This is a genomic window from Luteibacter yeojuensis (genome assembly GCF_011742875.1).
GTDB lineage: Bacteria > Pseudomonadota > Gammaproteobacteria > Xanthomonadales > Rhodanobacteraceae > Luteibacter > Luteibacter yeojuensis.
In genome coordinates, this window is record NZ_JAAQTL010000003.1 from 151,749 (window position 1) to 169,444 (window position 17,696).

Genomic DNA, 17,696 nt, shown 5'->3' on the forward strand with positions numbered 1-17,696 from the left:
TAGCGGCGAGGAAAACCTGGCCTCACCGCAGCGTTCCTCGCCGCTATAGCGGCTCCTACAAAGAGCTTTCAGCGCCAGCGGACGTCTACGCCCACCAGGAAGCTCCGCCCCGGCGCCGGCTCGTAATACCGTCCGTTCCCGTCGTTGACGATCACCGAACCGATCACATGCCGGTCGGCGAGGTTGTCCACCCGCGCGAAGGTGTTCACCCGCCACGGCCCCTGGTCGAACACATAACTGCCCGACAGCCCGAACAGCGCGTAACCCGGCGCGGATTCGGTGCCGAGGTCGTTCACCGAGGTGGCGCCCATGGCGCTCACGTCGAGTCCGGCCTGCCATCCGCTCGTGGCGCCGTAGTTCAGCGCGGCATACCCCACGGAGCGCGGTACGCCCGGGATGCGCGTGCCTGCGTCCACCGGTGTATCCGGCGCGGAGCACCCGGGGGCGACGCAGGTGAGGAACGGTGTGCGGAAGCTCGCCTGCAGGTGCGTGTACGACGCGACGAAGCGGAGGTTCCTTGCCAGCTCGTCCTTGAACGACGCCTCGATGCCCTGGCGGCGCGACCGCGCGATGTTCTGGTAGGTGGTGCGGCCGCCGAGGTTCGTCGCCACGGCGAGTTCGTCGTCGCTGTCCGCGCGGAATACCGCGAGCCCGGCTTCCATCGCTTCCGACGGACGCAGCTTCAGGCCAATCTCGGCGTTGCGCGAATGCGACGGCTTCAGCCCGAAGGCGAGGCCGGGACCGCGATCGGTACGATAGCCCAGCTCGGAGAACGTCGGCGTCTCGAAGCCGCGCCCCCAGTTCGCGTAGACGTGCATCCAGGGAGTCGCGCGCCAGAGCACCCCGAACACCGGCGTCGTCGCCGAATAGGTCACCGTGCCGCTGTCGTCCGGATTGCCTGCCGCGACATAGCGGTCGGTGGAACGGAAGCGCACTTCGCTATGCCGGACGCCGCCCATCAGGGTCCAGTCGTCGGCCACGCGCCAGTCGGCCTGCGCGTACTGGTCGAAGTCGAACACGCGGTCGATTTCGTCGCGGCGCTTTGCGCCACGCACGCCGAGGGTGTCGCCCTGGAAGTTCTCGTATCCCTGGCGGTGCTGTTCCTGATTGTCGTACGCCACGCCGGCCGCCACTTCGAGCGGCATGCCTGCGAGCGTGTCGCGCCAGGTCCAGCGCGCGTCGCCGCCACCGTATTCATTGTCCAGGTCCACCACCCCGCCGGAGCTGCCAGGCTGCGAGACCTGGGTGGCGACGGGGATGGACAGGTATTGCCTCACCCCGCGCCGGCCGTAATAGCCCATCACGCGCAGGCTGTTGGCGTCGTCGATGCGCTGGTCGTAGACGACCCCCGCCTGCTGCTGGTCCACCGACTTGCGCGTATCGAAGGTCTTTGCCGCCGCGGCGACCTGGCGCGGATCGGCCTGGTACTGGCGCCGCGTAAGGCCCAGGGGATCCTGCGCATCGGGCACGTCGAGCGTGTTCACCACGAGGGTGAGCTTCGCATCCTCGTCGATCTTCCAGCCGATCTTCGCGTTGCCCGACTCGCGGCGTGCGGCGCTGTGCTCGCGATAACCGCTGGTGCGGAAGTGGGTGAAGTCGACGTTGTAATCCACGGGACCGTCCACGCCCCGCGCGTTGACCGAGCTGCGGAAGTTGCCATTGCTGCCGCCGGCGACGCCGAAGCGGAGTTCGGCGGGATCGGTGCCGTCGGCGGTGAACAGCTGCACGACGCCGCCGGAGGCATTGCCGTAGAGGGCGGAGAACGGCCCGCGCAGGACTTCGACGCGCTCGGCGGAGTCGAGGTTGAAGTGCGAGACCTGGCCCTGGCCGTCCGGCATGCTGGCCGGGATGCCGTCGGTATAGAGCCGTACGCCGCGGATGCCGAAGGTGGAACGTGCACCGAAGCCGCGGATCGACACCTGCGCATCCTGGGCGTAGTTCTGCCTGTCGCGGGCCACGATGCCGGGGATCGCCTGAACCCGCTCGGACAGATTCACGTCCAGCGACCCGTCCGGCGGCGTGGTGGCGACGTCGATGGCGGCGGGGATGTCGTACGGCGATTGCGCGCTGCGCGTCGCGGTCACGACAACCGGTGCCAGTCGTGCGTCTTGTGCCGCGGCTGTCGCACACAGCGCGAACAAGACTCCGCCTGCCAGCGGGCGGATGTGGCGCATGGACATGCGGATTTCCCGGGGAGGTGGGACAGACATGATGCGTTCTTTCTGTAGGAGCCGCTATAGCGGCGAGGGAATGCGCCTCACGGCTTCGACGCTTCGTTGGCTTCTCGCCGCTATAGCGGCTCCTACAAGTCCGCCGTGCTAGCCTTCCCGCCCATCCCCCAAAGAGGTAGCGGTGTCGCCATGAAGAAGTTCACGAAGAAGTTCGTCATCGCCAGCGTGATCGGCCTCGCCGTCTCCTGCGGCGCCGAGGCATTCCAGGCCGACCAGCCGGCCCAGGCCACGCCGCCGGCCAGCGCCGGGCAGGTGGCTTCGACCCAGCTGAAGGCCGCCGTCGACGGCAGCTGGCGTTCGGAGAAGAACAAGGCCCGCGATCCCTACCGCCACCCGGAACAGACGCTCACCTTCTTCGGCATCCGCCCGGACATGACCGTGATCGAGATCTGGCCGTCGGGCGGCTGGTTCACGGAAATCCTTGCGCCGTTCCTCAACGACAACGGTCATTACATCGCCGCCGTGCCCCCCGGCTCCAAGAGCGCCGCGGCCCTGAAGAAGAAGTTCGGTTTCGACAAGGCGCATTACGGCAACGCCGGCTTCGTCGAATTCGAGGACAAGACGCCGAACCTTGGTCCCGACGGTTCGGCCGACATGGTCCTGACCTTCCGCAACGTGCACAACTGGGCCGCCGACGGCAGCGCCGAGGCCATGTTCAAGGCGTTCTACAAAGTGCTCAAGCCCGGCGGCGTGCTCGGCGTGGAAGACCACCGCGCGGACAAGGGCAAGAAGCTCGACGAGGTGGTGAACACGGGCTACCTGCCGACCGACTACGTCGTCAAGCTGGCCACCGACGCGGGATTCAGGCTCGACGGCCAGAGCGAGGTCAACGCCAACCCGAAGGACAACCACGATCACCCGAAGGGCGTGTGGACCCTGCCGCCGACGTACGAACTGGGCGAGAAGGACAAGGCGAAGTACGCGGCGATCGGCGAATCCGACCGCATGACCTTGCGCTTCGTGAAGCCCGCGAAGTAAGCGAGGTGCTGGTCGCGCTGAACAAGCCGTTTGGCGTGCTCTGCCAGTTCACCGACGACGCCGGCCGGCGCACGCTGGCCGACTTCGTCCCGCAGAAAGGCGTCTACGCGGCGGGGCGGCTCGACCAGGACAGCGAGGGTTTGCTGCTGCTTACCGACGACGGCAGGTTGCAGCATCGCCTCGCCGATCCGAAGCACAAGCAGCCCAAGACGTATGTGGTGCAGGTCGAGGGTACGCCTTCCGCGGAAGCCCTCGACCGGCTGCGCCGCGGCGTGTTGCTGAAGGATGGCCCGACCCTGCCGGCCGGCGTCGAGGCGATCGATGAACCCGAATGGCTCTGGCCGCGCGATCCGCCGGTGCGCTTTCGCAAGACCGTGCCGGACGCATGGCTACGTATCGTGCTGCGGGAAGGACGTAACCGGCAGGTGCGGCGAATGACCGCCGCCGTGGGGTTGCCCACGCTGCGGCTGATCCGCGAGGCGGTCGGTGATTACCGGCTGGATGGACTGGGCCCTGGCGAAGTGCGGATTATCGCTTGACCGAATCGCCGCTGAAGCGGCTCCCACACAAGCCTCGCGATTCCCTTGTGGGAGCCGCTTCAGCGGCGATCCCGCGGCAGCGGGCACGCCGCCACGAAGTTCACCACTCCGCGACGGAGCCATCCGGATGCCGCCACAGCGGATTCCGCCAGTCGACGGGTTCCCGGCTGCGCTCGATCACCAGTTCCTCGTTCACGTCGATGCCGAGGCCCGGCCCGGTGAACGGCTGCGCATAGCCGCCGTCGTCCAGCGCGAGGGCTTCCTTGTTGAGCACGTAATCCAGCACCTCGCCGCCGCGGTTGTAGTGGATGCCGATGCTCTGTTCCTGCAGCGTGGCGTTCCAGCTGACGAAGTCCACGTGCAGGCACGAGGCCAGCGCGATGGGCCCCAGCGGGCAGTGCGGCGCGAAGGCCACGTCATAGGCCTCGGCCATCGCGGCGATGCGCACGCACTCGGTGATGCCGCCGGCGTGGGAAAGGTCGGGCTGGATGATGGAGATGCCGCCGCGCTCCAGCACGTGCTTGAACTCAAAGCGCGAGTACATGCGTTCGCCCGCCGCGAGCGGAATGGATGTCTGTGCCGCGATGCGCGGGTAGTATTCCGCCTGTTCCGCCAGCACCGGCTCCTCGATGAAGAGTGGACGGAACGGCTCCAGCTCCTTCACCAGCACCTTCGCCATCGGCGCGGAAACGCGTCCGTGGAAGTCCAGGCCGAATTCGATGGTGTTGCCGAACGCCTCGCGGATTTCCGCGACGCGCGCCACGGCCTCGTCCACCGCCTTGCTCGACCCGATCACGCCCATCTCCTCGCACCCGTTCATCTTGAACGTGTCGAAGCCATGCGCGAGGCGTTCGCGGATCTGCGCGATGACGTCGGCGGGGCGGTCGCCGCCGACCCAGCAATAGGTCTTCATGCGGTCGCGCACGCGGCCGCCGAGCAGCTCGAACACGGGAGCGCCAAGCGCCTTGCCCTTGATGTCCCAAAGCGCCTGGTCGATGCCGGCGATGGCGCTCATGAACACGGCGCCGCCACGGTAGAAGCCGCCGCGGTACATCGTCTGCCAGAGATCGTTGATGCGCGAAGGGTCCTTGCCGATCACGTACTCGGAAAGTTCGTGCACCGCGGCCTCGACGGTACGCGCGCGCCCTTCGATCACGGGCTCGCCCCAGCCGACGATGCCTTCGTCGGTCTCCATCTTGAGGAACATCCAGCGCGGCGGGACGCGGTAGGTGGTGATGCGGGTGATCTTCATGCTTATACCGAGCGATAGGCTTTGACGAAGGCCTGCGCGCGCTCTCGCGTGCGCGACACGGACTGTCCCGCTTTATACAGGTCGCCGCCGAGCCCCGCACCGATGCAGCCGGCGTCGAGGAACTGGCCGATGTTCTCCGGCGTGACGCCGCCGACCGCAAGCAGGGGGACATCCGGGGGCAGGACGGCGCGGATGGCCTTCACGTAGCCCGGGCCCCACTGCGATGCCGGAAAGAGCTTGAGGGACTGCGCACCCGCCGCCAGGGCCGCGAAGGCCTCGCTGGGCGTGGTGAACCCGATGGACGTGTACATGCCGCGCTCGCGGCCCCGGCGGATCACCGCCGGATCGGTGTTCGGGGTGACCAGCAGGTGGCCGCCCAGGTCGGCCACGGCATCCACGGCCTCGGGCGTGAGCACGGTGCCGGCGCCGACCAGCGCGCGGTCGCCGGCGGCGTCCAGCGCCAGCGGGATGCTGCGCTGCCAGTCCGGCGAGTTGAGCGGTACCTCGATGGCGTCGAACCCCGTCTCGAGCAACACCTCGACGTGGGCGACCACCTCCTCCGGCGTGACGCCGCGGAGGATGGCGATGAGGGGTAGGGCGGTGGGCCAGGCCATGGCGTTCACTCGTGGTAGAGCTGGGAGCGGCCGCCGTCGATCGTGATATCGGCGGCGTTGATGTAGCGGGCCTCGTCGGACGCGAGGAAGAGCGCGGTGTAAGCGATCTCCTCGGGCTCGCCGATGCGCTTGTTCGGCAGGATCTCGGTCTGCTTGCGGCGTTCGGCCTCGGGATCGGGCGCGGCGGCGAAGCCGGCTTCGGCGATGGCCGTGAGCACCAGCCCCGGCGAGATCGAGTTCACCCGGATGCCGCGCGCGGCGTACTCGATGCCAAGCGCCTTGGTCAGGCCGATCAGCCCGTGCTTGGCGACCGGATACGGGAAACAGTGCGGGATGATCTTGTGGCCGTGCACGGAGGCGATGTTGACGATGCTGCCCCGGCCCAGTCCGAGCATGCCGGGCAGCACGGCCTTCGCGCAGTTCCAGGCGCCCTTGAGGTCGACCTCGAAGCAGCGCGTCCATTCCTCGTCGCTGAGCGACAGCGGGTCGTTGAACACGTTGATGCCGGCGTTGTTCACCAGCACGTCCGGCGCGCCGAAGCGCTCGGTGGCCGCGGCGACCATGCGCCGTATGGCGACGGGATCCGTCACGTCCGCCTCGAAGAGCATGGCCTCGTCGGTATCGAGGCCGGCGAGGGTCGCGCGCGCCTGCGCGTTGTCCTCGAGCACGTTGAGGACGATCTTCGCGCCGTGCGCCGCGAACAGGCGCGCGGTGGCGGCGCCGATGCCCTGCGTGGCACCGGTGACGATGGCCACCTTGCCGGCGAGCCGGGGCAGCGGGGTGGTACGCGGATCCGGCCGCTGTGTCATGCGCTCACTCCATGGCCGTAGCGGGCTTCCGGCAGTCCGCGGCCGCGCGGCGGCGTACCGATGAAGATGGCGCCGTTGGCGGGTTCGTCTTCCAGGACGGCCGGGCCGAGCCCGACGTGGGCCGACGTGATCACCATGCGTTCCAGCGCCGGGCCAGCGAAGGTCACACAGCTCGGCTGCCGTGCCGGCAGGTCGATCACGGCGTCGAAGCTGCCATCGGGCGCGTAGCGGATCACGCGCGAACCGCCCCACTGCGTGTTCCAGAGGAAGCCTTCGGCGTCGACCGTCGATCCGTCCGGCTCGAGGCCCGGCGGCAGCTCGGCGAAGACGCGGATGCGATCCACCTCGCCGCTCGCGGCGTCGTAATCGCAGGCCATGATCTGCGCCGTGGGCGAATCGGTGAAGTACATCGTGCCGCCATCCGGGCTGAAGCAGATGCTATTGGTGATCGCCGCCTTCGGCAGCGCCAGGCGGCCCAGCTTGCCGTCGTGCGTGTAGCGCCAGAACGAGGCGATCTTCTCCGGCCCGCGCTCGTTGAGCGTGCCGAAGACGAAGTTGCCGCCGCGGTCGCAACGGCCGTCGTTGGCGCGCATGCCCGTGAGGTCCGGCTCGATGTCCTCGAGCACGTGCAGCGTACCGTCACGGGTGTCGTAGCGGGCGAGTTGCTTCTCCAGTGCCAGCAGCAGCACCCCGGGGACATGGGTGAGCGCGAAGCAGCACAGGCGCGCCGGCAGTACGGATTCGGAAAGGGCGCCGGTAGCCGGGTCGTAGGCGTGCAGCCTCGAGGTGGCAATGTCGGTCCAGCGGACCAGGTTCGCCAGGTCGTCCCAGATCACGCCTTCGGCGTGCGCCTGGCGCTGCGGGGAGATCGGCTTGAAGGGATCGGTCATCAGCGGGATTGCCTGCGGTTCTTGAGCTGGTCCACGAGCACCGCGATCAGGAGGATCGCGCCGCGCACGAGGTATTGGTAGAAGGCGTCGATGTTCATGAGGCTCATCGCATTCTGCACCGTGCCCATGATGAGGACGCCGACGATCACGCCGCTGATGGTCGCACGGCCGCCCATGAGCGACACGCCACCCAGCACGCAGGCCGAGATCACGTTGAGTTCGAAGCCCTCGCCCGCGTTCGGCTGGCCGCTGGTCATGCGCGAGGCGAGGATGACGCCCGCCAGCGCGGCGACCAGGCCCTGGACGAGGAAGATCGCGATGCGCACGCGATCCACCGCCACGCCGGCGAGGCGGGCCGCATCGGGGTTGCCGCCGATGGCGAGCGTGTTGCGGCCGTAGATCGTCTTGTTGAGCAGCACGCCGAAGACGACGAAGCAGGCGAGGGTGATCCAGACGGGTACCGGCAGGCCGAGCACTTGCGAGCTGCCCAGTGTGAAGAACGCCTCGCTGCTCACGCCCACCGCCTGGCCGTGCGAGGCGATGAAGGCGAGGCCGCGCACGATCTCCATGGTCGCCAGCGTGGTGATCAGGGCATTGATCCTGAGCTTGGCGATCACCGCGCCGTTGACGAAGCCCACCAGCGCACCGGCCACGAGCGCGGCGGCGACGCCCAGCGTCACGCTGCCCGTCGCGTTCGAGACGATGGCGCAGAACACGCCGGCGAAGGCCACGGTGGAGCCCACGGAGAGGTCGAAGTCGCGCGAGGCCAGGCAGAACATCATGGTGCAGGAGACCATGCCGATCTGCGAGACCGACAGGGCGAGGCCGACCACGTTGTCCCAGGAGAAGAAGTACTGCACCGTCACGCTGAGCACGGCGAACAGCACGATGAAGATGCCGATCAGGCTGTAGTCGTCGACGAGCTGCCAGAGCAGGGCGCGGCGGCGTGCCTCGGGCGTCCCGCGAGTCGCGGCGATGGCGGCGGCGTTGGACTCGGTCATGGGTCAGGCGTTCCTTGGAAGAGTGATTCCCGCGCTCTCGGGCAGGGCGGCGGCGAGGACGTTCTCCTCGTTGGCCGAAGCGCGGTCGAACTGGGCGGTGATGCGACCGTGGCACATGGCGACCACGCGGTCGGAAACGCCGAGCACCTCGGGAAGTTCGCTGGAGATCATGACCACGGCCACCCCCCGCGCGGCGAGTTCGTAGAGCACGTTGTAGATCTCGTTCTTCGCGCCGACGTCGATGCCCCGGGTGGGCTCGTCCACGATCAGTACGCGCAGGTCCTTCTCGGCCAGCCAGCGCGAAAGCACCGCCTTCTGCTGGTTGCCGCCGGAGAGCAGGCGGATTTCCTGGCGGCGGTGCGGCGTGCGGATGCGCAGGCGCTCGATGTAACTGTCCGCGGTGCGCGCCTCGATGCGGTCGTTGACGAACAAGCCCGCCGTGAGGTGGTTGCGCCGCGCGCTGATGTTGATGTTTTCCGCCACGGAGCGCACGCCGATGATGCCTTCTTCCTTGCGGTCCTCGGGACAGAGCACGAGACCGTGGCGGATGGCGTCGCGGATGTGCGAGGGCCTGACCGGCGCCCCGTCCACGAGCACCTCGCCGGCGGTGCGGCGGTCGGCGCCGTAGACGACGCGCATGATTTCGGAGCGCCCGGCGCCGACGAGCCCGAAGAAACCGACGATCTCGCCTGCGCGCACGTCGAAACTCACCGGTGCCGGCAGCGCGCGACCGGTCACGCCCCTCACGGAAAGCCGCACTTCGCCCTGCTCGCGGGGGCGGTAGCCGAAGATGTCGCTGATCTCGCGGCCCACCATGCGCTGCACCAGCGTGTCTCGCGTGATGCCTTCCAGCGTGTCGAAGTCGGCCACCTTGCGGCCGTCGCGGAAGATCGTGGCCGCGTCGCAGAGTTCGAAGATCTCGTCCATGCGGTGCGAGATGTAGATCATCGCCTTGCCCTGCGCGCGCAGGTCGCGCACGAGGCGGAAGAGCACGTCGGTCTCGCGGTGCGACAGGGAACTGGTGGGCTCGTCGAGCGCGAGGATCTTGGCGTCGCGCAGGATCGCCTTGGCGATCTCCACCATCTGCCGCTGGCCGATCGAAAGCTGCTTCAGCTTCGCGCGCGGATCGAGGTCGACGCCCAGGGCGTCGAGTCGCTCGCGCGTCCAGGCCAGCGCGCGGCGGCGGTCGACCAGTCCGAATCGCGTGGGCAGGCGGCCGAGCAGGAGGTTCTCCATGACCGAGAGCTCCGGCACGTACTGCAGTTCCTGGTGGATCACCGCCACGCCCGCGTCGATGGCGTCGGCCGCCTTGCGGAAGTGCATCGTCTCGCCGTCGATGGCGACTTCGCCCTCGTCGGGGACGTACTCCCCGCCGAGGATCTTCATCATGGTGGACTTGCCCGCGCCATTCTCGCCGAGGAGGCCGTGCACGCTGCCGGCGCGTACCTGGAAGCCGACCTCGGCGAGCGCACGCACGCCGGGAAAGGTCTTCCCGATGCGGCGGAACTCGAGGCGCGGGGCGTCGGCCATCGTCAAAGTCCCATTTCCTTGCGGATCTCGTCCGCGTTGGCGCGGGTGATGAGGCGACCCGTGGTGAGCGTGAGCGCGGGCGGCGCCTTGCCGTCCTTGATCCACTCGTACATGTTCAGCGAGGTCTCGTATCCGTGGCGCTTCGGACTGATGAGCACGCTGCCGAAGAAGCCGGTGGCCTGTGCCTTGGAAAATTCGTTGAGCGCGGATTTGCTGCCGCCGATGCCCACGCCGATGATGTCGTCGGCGGAGAAGCCGCGGCCTTCCGCCGCGCGCACGGCGCCGAGTACCGCCTCGTCGTTGAGGCCGAAGGCCACCCAGTGCTTGAAGTTCGGATGCTGGGTGATCGCGATGTTCGCGGCGTTGAAGGCGTTCTCGGTGTCGGTCTTCGCCTGGGGCGCGTTGACGACGTTGTCCTTCGGGAAGCCCGCCGCGGCGAGCGCGGTCACGGCACCGTCGGTGCGGTCGCGCGCCGTCGGCAGCTGGTCGTAGGAGACGCGGAGCGCGCCGGTTTCCTCCGGCTTCCAACCGCGCTTCTGCATTTCCCCGGCGATCGCCTGGCCTACCTGTTCGCCGATCTTCGAGGCGGAGATGCCCATGTGCGGCACCGAGTCGATGGGCTTGCCGCTGCCGTCGACGAGCCGGTCGTCCACGGTCATCAGCTTGAGGCCGTCGGCCTTCGCCTTGGCGACGATGGAGGGGCCGAGCTTCACGTCCGGCGTGCAGATGATGAAGCCCTGGGCGTGCTGCGCCTTCAGGTTGTCGATGGTGGTGAGCACCTGGCCGCCGTCGGGCGCGCCGATCTTCACCAGGGTAAAGCCCTTTTCCTTTGCCGCCTGCTCGGCGTACTTCCATTCGTCCTGGAACCAGGGTTCCTCCGGCTGCTTCACCACGAAGCCGATCTTCACCTGGTCGTTCGAGCCCGAGGAGGAGCAGGCGGATAGAACCAGGGCAAGCGCCGTGAGGCCAAGGGCGATCTTCATCTTCATGTGCTGCTCCTCGTGAAACGCATGGGGAATTACCCGGCCAGCCCGCGGCGGCGGGCCACGGCGATGGCGCCGTGGCCCGCGAGGTCGCGCTGCTCGTCGTCGCCGAGCACCGTGACGGTGCCGGAAAAGAAGTCGTCGCCTTCGACCAGTCTCGCGATCGCTTCGCGCAGGATCGGCTTGCCGCTGACGACGAAGCGCGTGCCGGGACTCATCCGGATCGCGCTGGAATTCTTGAGGGTGAGAAGGTCCGAACCGAGCACGGCGCCGAGCAGGAAGTTCGCGCGCGCGTTCGCATCGTATACCGCGAACTGGTCGAGGATGCGCACGCTGAAGCAGGCGCGTCCCAGGCCGATCTTCTTTGCCGAGGCGGCGCCCGCGAGCAGCATCTCCGCATCGATGCGCTGGGCGAACCCTTCTTTCAGCGAGCTGGCGAGGATCGTGTCGTGCGAGATGACGTGGAGCAGTTCGCCGGCGAGGGTGGTGACGCAACCCTCGATGCGGCGTGCGGCGTCGATGCTCACGAACTTGGAGTGCGAGCCGGGCAGCACGATCACGGTGGGCTCGTCGAGGCCCAGGCGTTCCACCAGCGCGAAGGATTCCACCTCCTCGCCACGCATCATGTCCATGGCCTCGCAATTGTGCAGGCCGATGTGCTCCACGGCGTTGCGTACGCCCGGCACGAACCAGATCGGGTCGTGCCAGACATTCGGCAGGTGGGCTTCGCGCATGGCGCCGGCGAGGCCGTCGATGTCGACGGCGGCCACCACGTGCGGAATCTCGCACAGGCCCATGTTGGAGGTGATCATGCCCGAAGCCAGCACCCGGCCGATGTCGGCCGCGTCCAGGCTCGCCGTGGCGAGGGCATCCGCGATCGTCTCGCGCACGCCTTCCTCGAGCTTCGCCTTGCTGCCGGTGATGGCGGTATCGCGCACGCCGACCTGCCGCGCGGCCTGGCCGGCGACGTTGCCGTCCTGCCACACGCTGACACGGGTGTTGGTGGTGCCGGTGTCGATGGTGAGGATGTTCATCGCGGATCCGTTCGAGGTCGCCACCGATTCTTGGCGTGGGCCGCCCGGGCAGGCAAACTAGAATTTCTTCGGCCTTCCCCAAATTTTTCTTGATGACCATGCAATGAAGCGCTCGCTACCTCTCAACGCCGTGCGCGTGTTCGAGCTTGCAGCGCAGCATTCGAGCTTCACGAAGGCGGCCGAGGAGTTGTCGCTGACCCCTGCGGCGGTCAGCGCGCAGGTCAAATTGCTGGAAGCCTACCTGGGCACGCCGTTGTTTGTGCGAAGCAACAATCGACTGAAGCTGACGGCGGCGGGACAGAATTATTTCCCCCGCATCCGCGATGCTTTTCGTGCACTGCAACAGGCCACGGACCAGGTTCGGGGCCAGCGCAGTGCCTCGCTGCGCGTCTCCGTGCCTCCGACTTTCGGAACGAAGTGGCTGGTGCCTCGCCTTTTCCGCTTCTTCGCCAGGCATCCGGATATCGCCGTCGAGGTGGTCACCGACGGTGGCGAGGGCGGTGGCTGGGATCTTGCCGTGGACGACCGGCTGGCCGAAGGGATGGAGCAGTCGATCCTCGCCGTCAGCCGCTACACCCCGGTGTGCGCGCCGGGCCTCGCCGGTCAGCTGCGTGGCCCCGACGCGCTGCCGACCCAGATGCTCCTGCATGAACGTCCCGGTCGCCGCGCCGCCCCGGCCATCGGCTGGGACCAGTGGTTCGAGCGCGCGGGCGTGACCCCTGGCCCCGTGTCCCGCGAAATGGGCTTCGGCGACGGCACGATGATGCTGCAGGCGGCCATCGAAGGGCAGGGCGTGGCCCTGGCACAGGAACTGCTGGTGGCCTACGACCTGGCCGCCGGGCGCCTCGTCGAACCGTTCCGGCTCGAGGTGCCGTTGCAGCACACGTATTACCTGGCCGTGTCGCGCGAGGCGGAGTCTCGGGAGGAGACAGGGCTGTTCAGGGCGTGGCTATTCGCCGAACTGGACGCCACCCCGTAGGGTTCGATGCGCCATACCTTGTGGGCGCCGGCTATGCCGGCGATCCCGCGGCAGCAGCCCAGCCTGCCCCGAGCACCCATTCCCGCTGAAGCGGCTCCCACACAGAGCGCGACTCAACAATCCCGCGCCGTCTTCCGCTTCCGCCACCAGATCACGCCGAGCGCCGCGACGGCCGCGAAGATGGCCAGCCACACCCCGGTCTGCCCGCGGCGGATCCACATCGCCAGCCACTCGTGGTTGTGCGCGCCGAAGTACCCGAGGTAGACCCAGATCGGCACGCTGATGGCCGCGGCGAGGCCGTCGAGCAGCAGGAAACGGAAGAACCCCACCCGATGGGTGGCACCGGCGGTGATGAACACGGCGGTGCGCATGCCGGGGAGGAAGCGCGCCACGAACATCATGCGGTTCCCGTAGCGCTCGAACTTCTCCTGCACCTTCGCGTAGCGCTCGGGCGTGAGGAGCCGCGCGACCAGGCGCCAGCTCATGATCCGTCCGCCGAAATGGCGGCCGAGCAGGAACATCGTGGAATCGCCCACCAGCACGCCCGCCATGCCCACGCCGACCATGGTGTGCACGTCGCCGTAGCCCAAGCCGGTGATGATGCCGCCCGCGACCAGGCTGATGTCCTCGGGCAGGGGCAATCCCGCGCCGCAGAGCATCAGCGCGAAGAAGACGGCGAGGTAGCCGTTCCTTCCGAAGAAATCGACGAGGTCGTTGAGCAGGTCCATCAGTGGAGCACGTACCCGGGCGTTGCCGGTCCTTTGGATGCACGAAGGCGGGATGATCCCATGGATCGCGTTAGGAACGCGGTGCGGCGCATCATTCGCCGTCCGCCGCGGCCGGTGCGGCGCGGGCGGCGAGCAGCACCCGCAGCTCGGCCTTCTCGGTATCGTCGAGCACGCCTTCGCGGCTGCGGGCGATGAGGTACTCGCGGCGCTGCGTGGTGACCTGGCGCTGCATCTGGGCCAGGGCGTCGAGGAACTCCACGCGCTGCATTTCCGCCTCGCCGATCACCTCGGCCTGCATCAGCTTCTGCAGCGAGCCGTACTCGGGCCGGTCGAGGAAGTGCTCGACCAGCACCGCCGGGTTGATGCCCGGTCGGGCACGGGCCACGTCGATCAGTTCCGCGAGCAGGCCCACGCCCGGCCGGTCGAGGCGCAGGAAGGGGTAGGGCGGCTCGACGTCTTCGGCCAGCGAAGGTTGGGCCAGGAGCAGGGTGATCGCGCTGCGGACGAGGCTGCGCTGCACGTTCGCGGGGCGGGCGGGAAGCTTGCGTGCCGGTTCGGGCTCGGCGTCGAGCACGGCGCGCGCGCCGGTGCGGCGCTGCAGCTCCTGCGCCATCAGGTCGCGGAAGGCGCCGTCGGGAAGCTTCGCGATGAGCGGCCGGGCGCGCTCGGCCAGGCGGGCCTTGCCGTCGATCCGGCTGGTATCGACGTCGCGGCCGAGTTCCTCGAAGAAGTACTCCGACATCGGCATCGCGTTCTTCATGCGCTGCTCGAAGCCGTCCTTGCCTTCCTTGCGCACCAGCGTGTCCGGGTCCTCGCCGTCGGGCAGGAAGAGGAAGTGCGCCTGGCGGCCGTCGCGCATGCGCGGCAGGATCGATTCCAGCGCGCGCCAGGCGGCCTGGCGGCCGGCGCGGTCGCCATCGAAGCAGAAGTACACGTCCGGGGCCGCGCGGAAGAGCACCTCGGCGTGTTCCGGCGTCGTTGCGGTGCCCAGCGTGGCCACGGCGATCGGCAGGCCCGCCTGGTGCAGCGCGATGACGTCCATATAGCCCTCCACCACCATGATCCGGGTGAGGTGCTGGTGGGCCTGCTTCACCTGCCACAGGGCGAACAGTTCGCGCCCCTTGTGGAACAGGGGCGTCTCGGGCGAGTTGAGGTATTTCGGGCTCTGCTCGGAGGAGAGCACGCGGCCGCCGAAGGCGATGACACGGCCGCGGCGGTCGAGGATGGGGAACATCACCCGTTCGCGGAAGCGGTCGTAGCGGTTGCCGCGTTCGTTGCTGGCGACCATGCCGGCTTCGTTGAGCAGCTGGCGCCGGCGATCGGTCGTGCCCAGCGCCTTCATCACGCCGTCGAAGCCCGCGGGCGCCCAGCCGATGCGGAAGCGCTTCACGGTCTCGTCGTCGAGCCCGCGGCGGTCGATGTAGGCACGGGCCTCGGGACTGTTGCCCAGCTCGCGCTGGTAGAACGAGGCCGCCTCGTCGAGCAGGGTATAGAGGTCGCTGCGGTCCTCGCGCGGCTTGTCGTCGCGGCCGCCTTCGTACGGCACCTTCATGCCCACCGACTGCGCCAGTTCCTCGATGGCGTCGGGGAACTCGAGGCGGTCGTAGTCCATGATGAACTTGATGGCGCTGCCATGGGCGCCGCAGCCGAAGCAGTGGAAGAACTGCTTCTGCGGGCTCACGTAGAACGAGGGAGAGCGTTCGTTGTGGAACGGGCAGCAGGCCGTCCACTCCCGGCCGGCCTTCTTCAGGGGCACGCGCCGCTCTATCACGTCGACGATGTCGACGCGGGTCAGCAGTTCATCGATGAAGTTGTCGGGAATCCGGCCACGCATCAGTCCCCTAGGATGCCATGCATCCGCTTCCGTATGGAGTCCGGGAAATGACTCAGAAGGCCATCTTGAAGACGCCGATCATGGCGAGGATGGCGATCACGAACAGGATCAGGAAGATGGCGAAGCAGACCTTGGCGATGGTCGCAGCCACGCCGGAGACCCGGCTGAAGCCCAGCGCGCCGGTGACCAGGGCAATCAGGCCGAAGATGATGGCGTACTTGAGCATGGGCATTCCTCCTTTGGGGGCGGCGGGGAGGATGCGGGGGCGACTGTGGGAGGGTCGTGAACGCTGGACCCTGTAGGAGCCGCTACAGCGGCGAGGGGACGATGCCTCGCCGCTTCAGTGCTCTATTGGCTTCTCGCCGCTATAGCGGCTCCTGCAAGGTGTTGTCAGGCCAGCTTGGCCTTCACCTTACCCGCCACGGAGGCCATGTCGGCGCGGCCGGCGGCCTTTTCCTTGACCAGGGCGACGACCTTGCCCATGTCGCGGGCCGTGGTGGCACCCGCCTCGATGATGGCCGAGTCGATGATGGCGTCCAGTTCGGCCTCGCTGAACTTGGCCGGGAGGTAGCCGTCGATGACGCCCATCTCGTAGCGCTCCACGTCGGCCAGGTCCGTGCGCCCGGCCTTGTCGTACTGCTCGATGGAATCGCGGCGCTGCTTCTGCATCTTCTCGAGCACGGCCAGCACCTGGGCGTCGTCCAGCTCGATCCGTTCGTCGACCTCGCGCTGCTTGATCTGGGCCTGGACCAGACGGATGACCGCGAGGCGGTCCTTTTCCCCGCCCTTCATGGCGGCCTTCATGTCTTCGGTGATCTTTGCCTTGAGGCTCATGTTTTTTCTCCGGGACGACGAAAAGCCGGCTTCACCTTTCGGCAAAGCCGGCTCGGGATTTCCGCCTGATCGCGGTGGCTGCGGGAACGCGCCAGCCGCGGTACCACGCCGGCCGCGAGGCCGGACGGGGTATCATCAGTACATGCGGGTCCGGCGCGTCGTGTCGCGGGACAGACGGCGCAGGTGACGCTTCACAGCAGCGGCGCGCTTGCGCTTACGCTCCTGGGTCGGCTTTTCGTAAAATTCGCGCTTGCGCGTTTCGGCCAGCACGCCAGCCTTCTCGCACGTACGCTTGAAGCGGCGAAGGGCAAGCTCAAACGGCTCGTTCTCGCGGACTTTAACGCTCGGCATGGAAACTCCACTTGATTAAACTGACCCGGTGAATCCGGGTGAGCCGTGGATTATAACGTGATCGAGATGAGAAATTCAAAGCCCGTACTGGGCGTGGAAACCTCCTGCGACGAGACGGGCGTGGCCCTGCTCCGCTGGGACCCGGACCAGCCGGGCCGGGGGTTGCTGTCCCATGCGCTTTTCAGCCAGATCGCCCTGCATGCCGAGTACGGCGGTGTGGTGCCCGAACTGGCCAGCCGCGACCATGTCCGGAAGCTGCTCCCCCTGCTGCGGGAAGCCCTGAAGGCCGCCGGGCTGACCCCGGCCGACCTCGGCGGCGTGGCCTACACGGCCGGGCCGGGCCTTGTCGGCGCCCTGCTGGTCGGGGCTTCCGCCGCCCGGGCCATGGCCTGGGCGCTGGGCGTACCGGCCATCGGCGTCCACCACATGGAGGGCCACCTGCTGGCGCCGCTGCTCGAGGACGATCCGCCGGAGCCGCCCTTTGTGGCGCTGCTGGTGTCCGGCGGACACTCCATGCTGGTGGAGGTCAAGGCCATCGGGCAGTACCGGATCCTCGGCGATACCCTGGACGACGCCGCGGGCGAGGCCTTCGACAAGACGGCCAAGCTCATGGGCCTGCCTTATCCGGGTGGCCCGGCGCTGGCGAAACTGGCCGAGCAAGGCACGCCCGGTCGTTTCCGTTTCTCGCGTCCGATGGTCGACCGGCCTGGGCTGGACTTCAGTTTCTCGGGGCTGAAGACCCAGGTCCTGCTGGCCTGGCAGGCCTCCGATAAGAGCGAGCAGACCCGTGCCGACATCGCCCGCGGGTTCGAGGAGGCCATCGTCGACACGCTGGCGATCAAGTGCCGGCGCGCGCTGGAGGCCACAGGCGCGAAGCGGCTGGTGATCGCCGGTGGCGTGGGCGCGAACAAGCGCCTGCGCGAGCAGCTGGCTCAGGCCGGTGCCGCCGACGGTTTCCGGGTCTATTTCCCGCGGCTGGCGTTCTGCACCGACAACGGCGCGATGATCGCCCTGGCCGGGGCGATCCGCCTGGCTGCGGGCCAGCACCAGGACGAAACCATCCAGGTGTTTCCGCGCTGGAACCTCGAAACCCTGCCGGCGGCATAGAC

The 17,696-nt window shown here is 67.9% G+C and carries 18 protein-coding genes; 4 read left to right on the forward strand and 14 right to left on the reverse strand.

The features are described 5' to 3' along the window. Positions 1 to 68: 68 nt before the first annotated feature. Positions 69 to 2,180, reverse strand: a complete 2,112-nt coding sequence (locus HBF32_RS18235; RefSeq protein WP_240148059.1) for a TonB-dependent receptor family protein — start codon at positions 2,178 to 2,180, stop codon at positions 69 to 71. Between the two features lie 180 nt (positions 2,181 to 2,360). On the opposite strand from HBF32_RS18235, the gene HBF32_RS18240 reads away from it, so the two are divergent. After that, on the forward strand, positions 2,361 to 3,209 hold the full coding sequence (locus HBF32_RS18240; RefSeq protein WP_166701226.1) for a class I SAM-dependent methyltransferase: 849 nt from the start codon (positions 2,361 to 2,363) through the stop codon (positions 3,207 to 3,209). Positions 3,210 to 3,214: 5 nt separating this feature from the next. After that, positions 3,215 to 3,748, forward strand: a complete 534-nt coding sequence (locus HBF32_RS18245; RefSeq protein ID WP_166701227.1) for a pseudouridine synthase — start codon at positions 3,215 to 3,217, stop codon at positions 3,746 to 3,748. A gap of 100 nt (positions 3,749 to 3,848) precedes the next feature. Here HBF32_RS18245 and dgoD read toward each other — a convergent pair whose 3' ends face one another. The 8 genes from dgoD to HBF32_RS18280 are packed head-to-tail and all read right to left on the reverse strand — an operon-like array spanning position 3,849 to position 11,861. After that, positions 3,849 to 5,000, reverse strand: a complete 1,152-nt coding sequence (dgoD, locus tag HBF32_RS18250; protein ID WP_166701228.1) for a galactonate dehydratase — start codon at positions 4,998 to 5,000, stop codon at positions 3,849 to 3,851. 2 nt (positions 5,001 to 5,002) lie between these two features. Then, positions 5,003 to 5,614, reverse strand: coding sequence for a 2-dehydro-3-deoxy-6-phosphogalactonate aldolase (locus HBF32_RS18255; RefSeq protein WP_166701229.1), 612 nt, complete (start codon positions 5,612 to 5,614; stop codon positions 5,003 to 5,005). A 5-nt stretch (positions 5,615 to 5,619) separates the two neighbouring features. Further along, positions 5,620 to 6,423: an SDR family oxidoreductase gene (locus tag HBF32_RS18260; RefSeq protein ID WP_166701230.1), complete on the reverse strand. Its 804-nt coding sequence runs from the start codon at positions 6,421 to 6,423 to the stop codon at positions 5,620 to 5,622. Beyond that, complete coding sequence (locus HBF32_RS18265; protein ID WP_166701231.1) at positions 6,420 to 7,313, reverse strand: SMP-30/gluconolactonase/LRE family protein; 894 nt, start codon at positions 7,311 to 7,313, stop codon at positions 6,420 to 6,422. The genes HBF32_RS18260 and HBF32_RS18265 overlap by 4 nt, the downstream gene beginning before the upstream one ends. Further along, a complete protein-coding gene (gene araH / locus HBF32_RS19125; protein WP_193570551.1) occupies positions 7,313 to 8,314 on the reverse strand; it encodes an L-arabinose ABC transporter permease AraH in 1,002 nt (333 codons plus the stop codon). The genes HBF32_RS18265 and araH overlap by 1 nt, the downstream gene beginning before the upstream one ends. Positions 8,315 to 8,317: 3 nt before the next feature. Further along, complete coding sequence (araG, locus tag HBF32_RS19130) at positions 8,318 to 9,844, reverse strand: L-arabinose ABC transporter ATP-binding protein AraG (RefSeq protein WP_193570552.1); 1,527 nt, start codon at positions 9,842 to 9,844, stop codon at positions 8,318 to 8,320. Positions 9,845 to 9,846: 2 nt separating this feature from the next. Beyond that, positions 9,847 to 10,833, reverse strand: coding sequence for an arabinose ABC transporter substrate-binding protein (locus tag HBF32_RS18275; RefSeq protein ID WP_166701232.1), 987 nt, complete (start codon positions 10,831 to 10,833; stop codon positions 9,847 to 9,849). 29 nt (positions 10,834 to 10,862) lie between these two features. Continuing rightward, positions 10,863 to 11,861, reverse strand: a complete 999-nt coding sequence (locus tag HBF32_RS18280; RefSeq protein WP_166701233.1) for a 2-dehydro-3-deoxygalactonokinase — start codon at positions 11,859 to 11,861, stop codon at positions 10,863 to 10,865. A 103-nt stretch (positions 11,862 to 11,964) separates the two neighbouring features. On the opposite strand from HBF32_RS18280, the gene HBF32_RS18285 reads away from it, so the two are divergent. Further along, the gene (locus HBF32_RS18285) at positions 11,965 to 12,840 is read left to right on the forward strand and encodes a LysR substrate-binding domain-containing protein (protein WP_166701234.1); all 876 of its coding nucleotides are present in this window, start codon (positions 11,965 to 11,967) and stop codon (positions 12,838 to 12,840) included. A 113-nt stretch (positions 12,841 to 12,953) separates the two neighbouring features. Here HBF32_RS18285 and HBF32_RS18290 read toward each other — a convergent pair whose 3' ends face one another. The 5 genes from HBF32_RS18290 to rpsU form a co-directional block, all read right to left on the reverse strand. Further along, complete coding sequence (locus HBF32_RS18290) at positions 12,954 to 13,568, reverse strand: DedA family protein (protein ID WP_166701235.1); 615 nt, start codon at positions 13,566 to 13,568, stop codon at positions 12,954 to 12,956. A 91-nt stretch (positions 13,569 to 13,659) separates the two neighbouring features. Continuing rightward, positions 13,660 to 15,402 (reverse strand): DNA primase, encoded by a 1,743-nt coding sequence (dnaG, locus tag HBF32_RS18295; RefSeq protein ID WP_166701236.1) that lies wholly within the window; start codon positions 15,400 to 15,402, stop codon positions 13,660 to 13,662. 52 nt (positions 15,403 to 15,454) lie between these two features. Further along, positions 15,455 to 15,628 carry a DUF1328 domain-containing protein gene (locus HBF32_RS18300; protein ID WP_166701237.1) on the reverse strand — a complete coding sequence of 58 codons (174 nt, stop codon included), beginning with the start codon at positions 15,626 to 15,628 and terminating at the stop codon, positions 15,455 to 15,457. Between the two features lie 164 nt (positions 15,629 to 15,792). Next, positions 15,793 to 16,236: a GatB/YqeY domain-containing protein gene (locus HBF32_RS18305; protein WP_166701238.1), complete on the reverse strand. Its 444-nt coding sequence runs from the start codon at positions 16,234 to 16,236 to the stop codon at positions 15,793 to 15,795. Positions 16,237 to 16,371: 135 nt separating this feature from the next. Further along, positions 16,372 to 16,587 (reverse strand): 30S ribosomal protein S21, encoded by a 216-nt coding sequence (gene rpsU, locus HBF32_RS18310; RefSeq protein WP_029213735.1) that lies wholly within the window; start codon positions 16,585 to 16,587, stop codon positions 16,372 to 16,374. A gap of 66 nt (positions 16,588 to 16,653) precedes the next feature. On the opposite strand from rpsU, the gene tsaD reads away from it, so the two are divergent. Continuing rightward, positions 16,654 to 17,694, forward strand: coding sequence for a tRNA (adenosine(37)-N6)-threonylcarbamoyltransferase complex transferase subunit TsaD (gene tsaD, locus HBF32_RS18315; protein ID WP_166701305.1), 1,041 nt, complete (start codon positions 16,654 to 16,656; stop codon positions 17,692 to 17,694). The last annotated feature ends 2 nt before the right edge of the window (positions 17,695 to 17,696 follow it).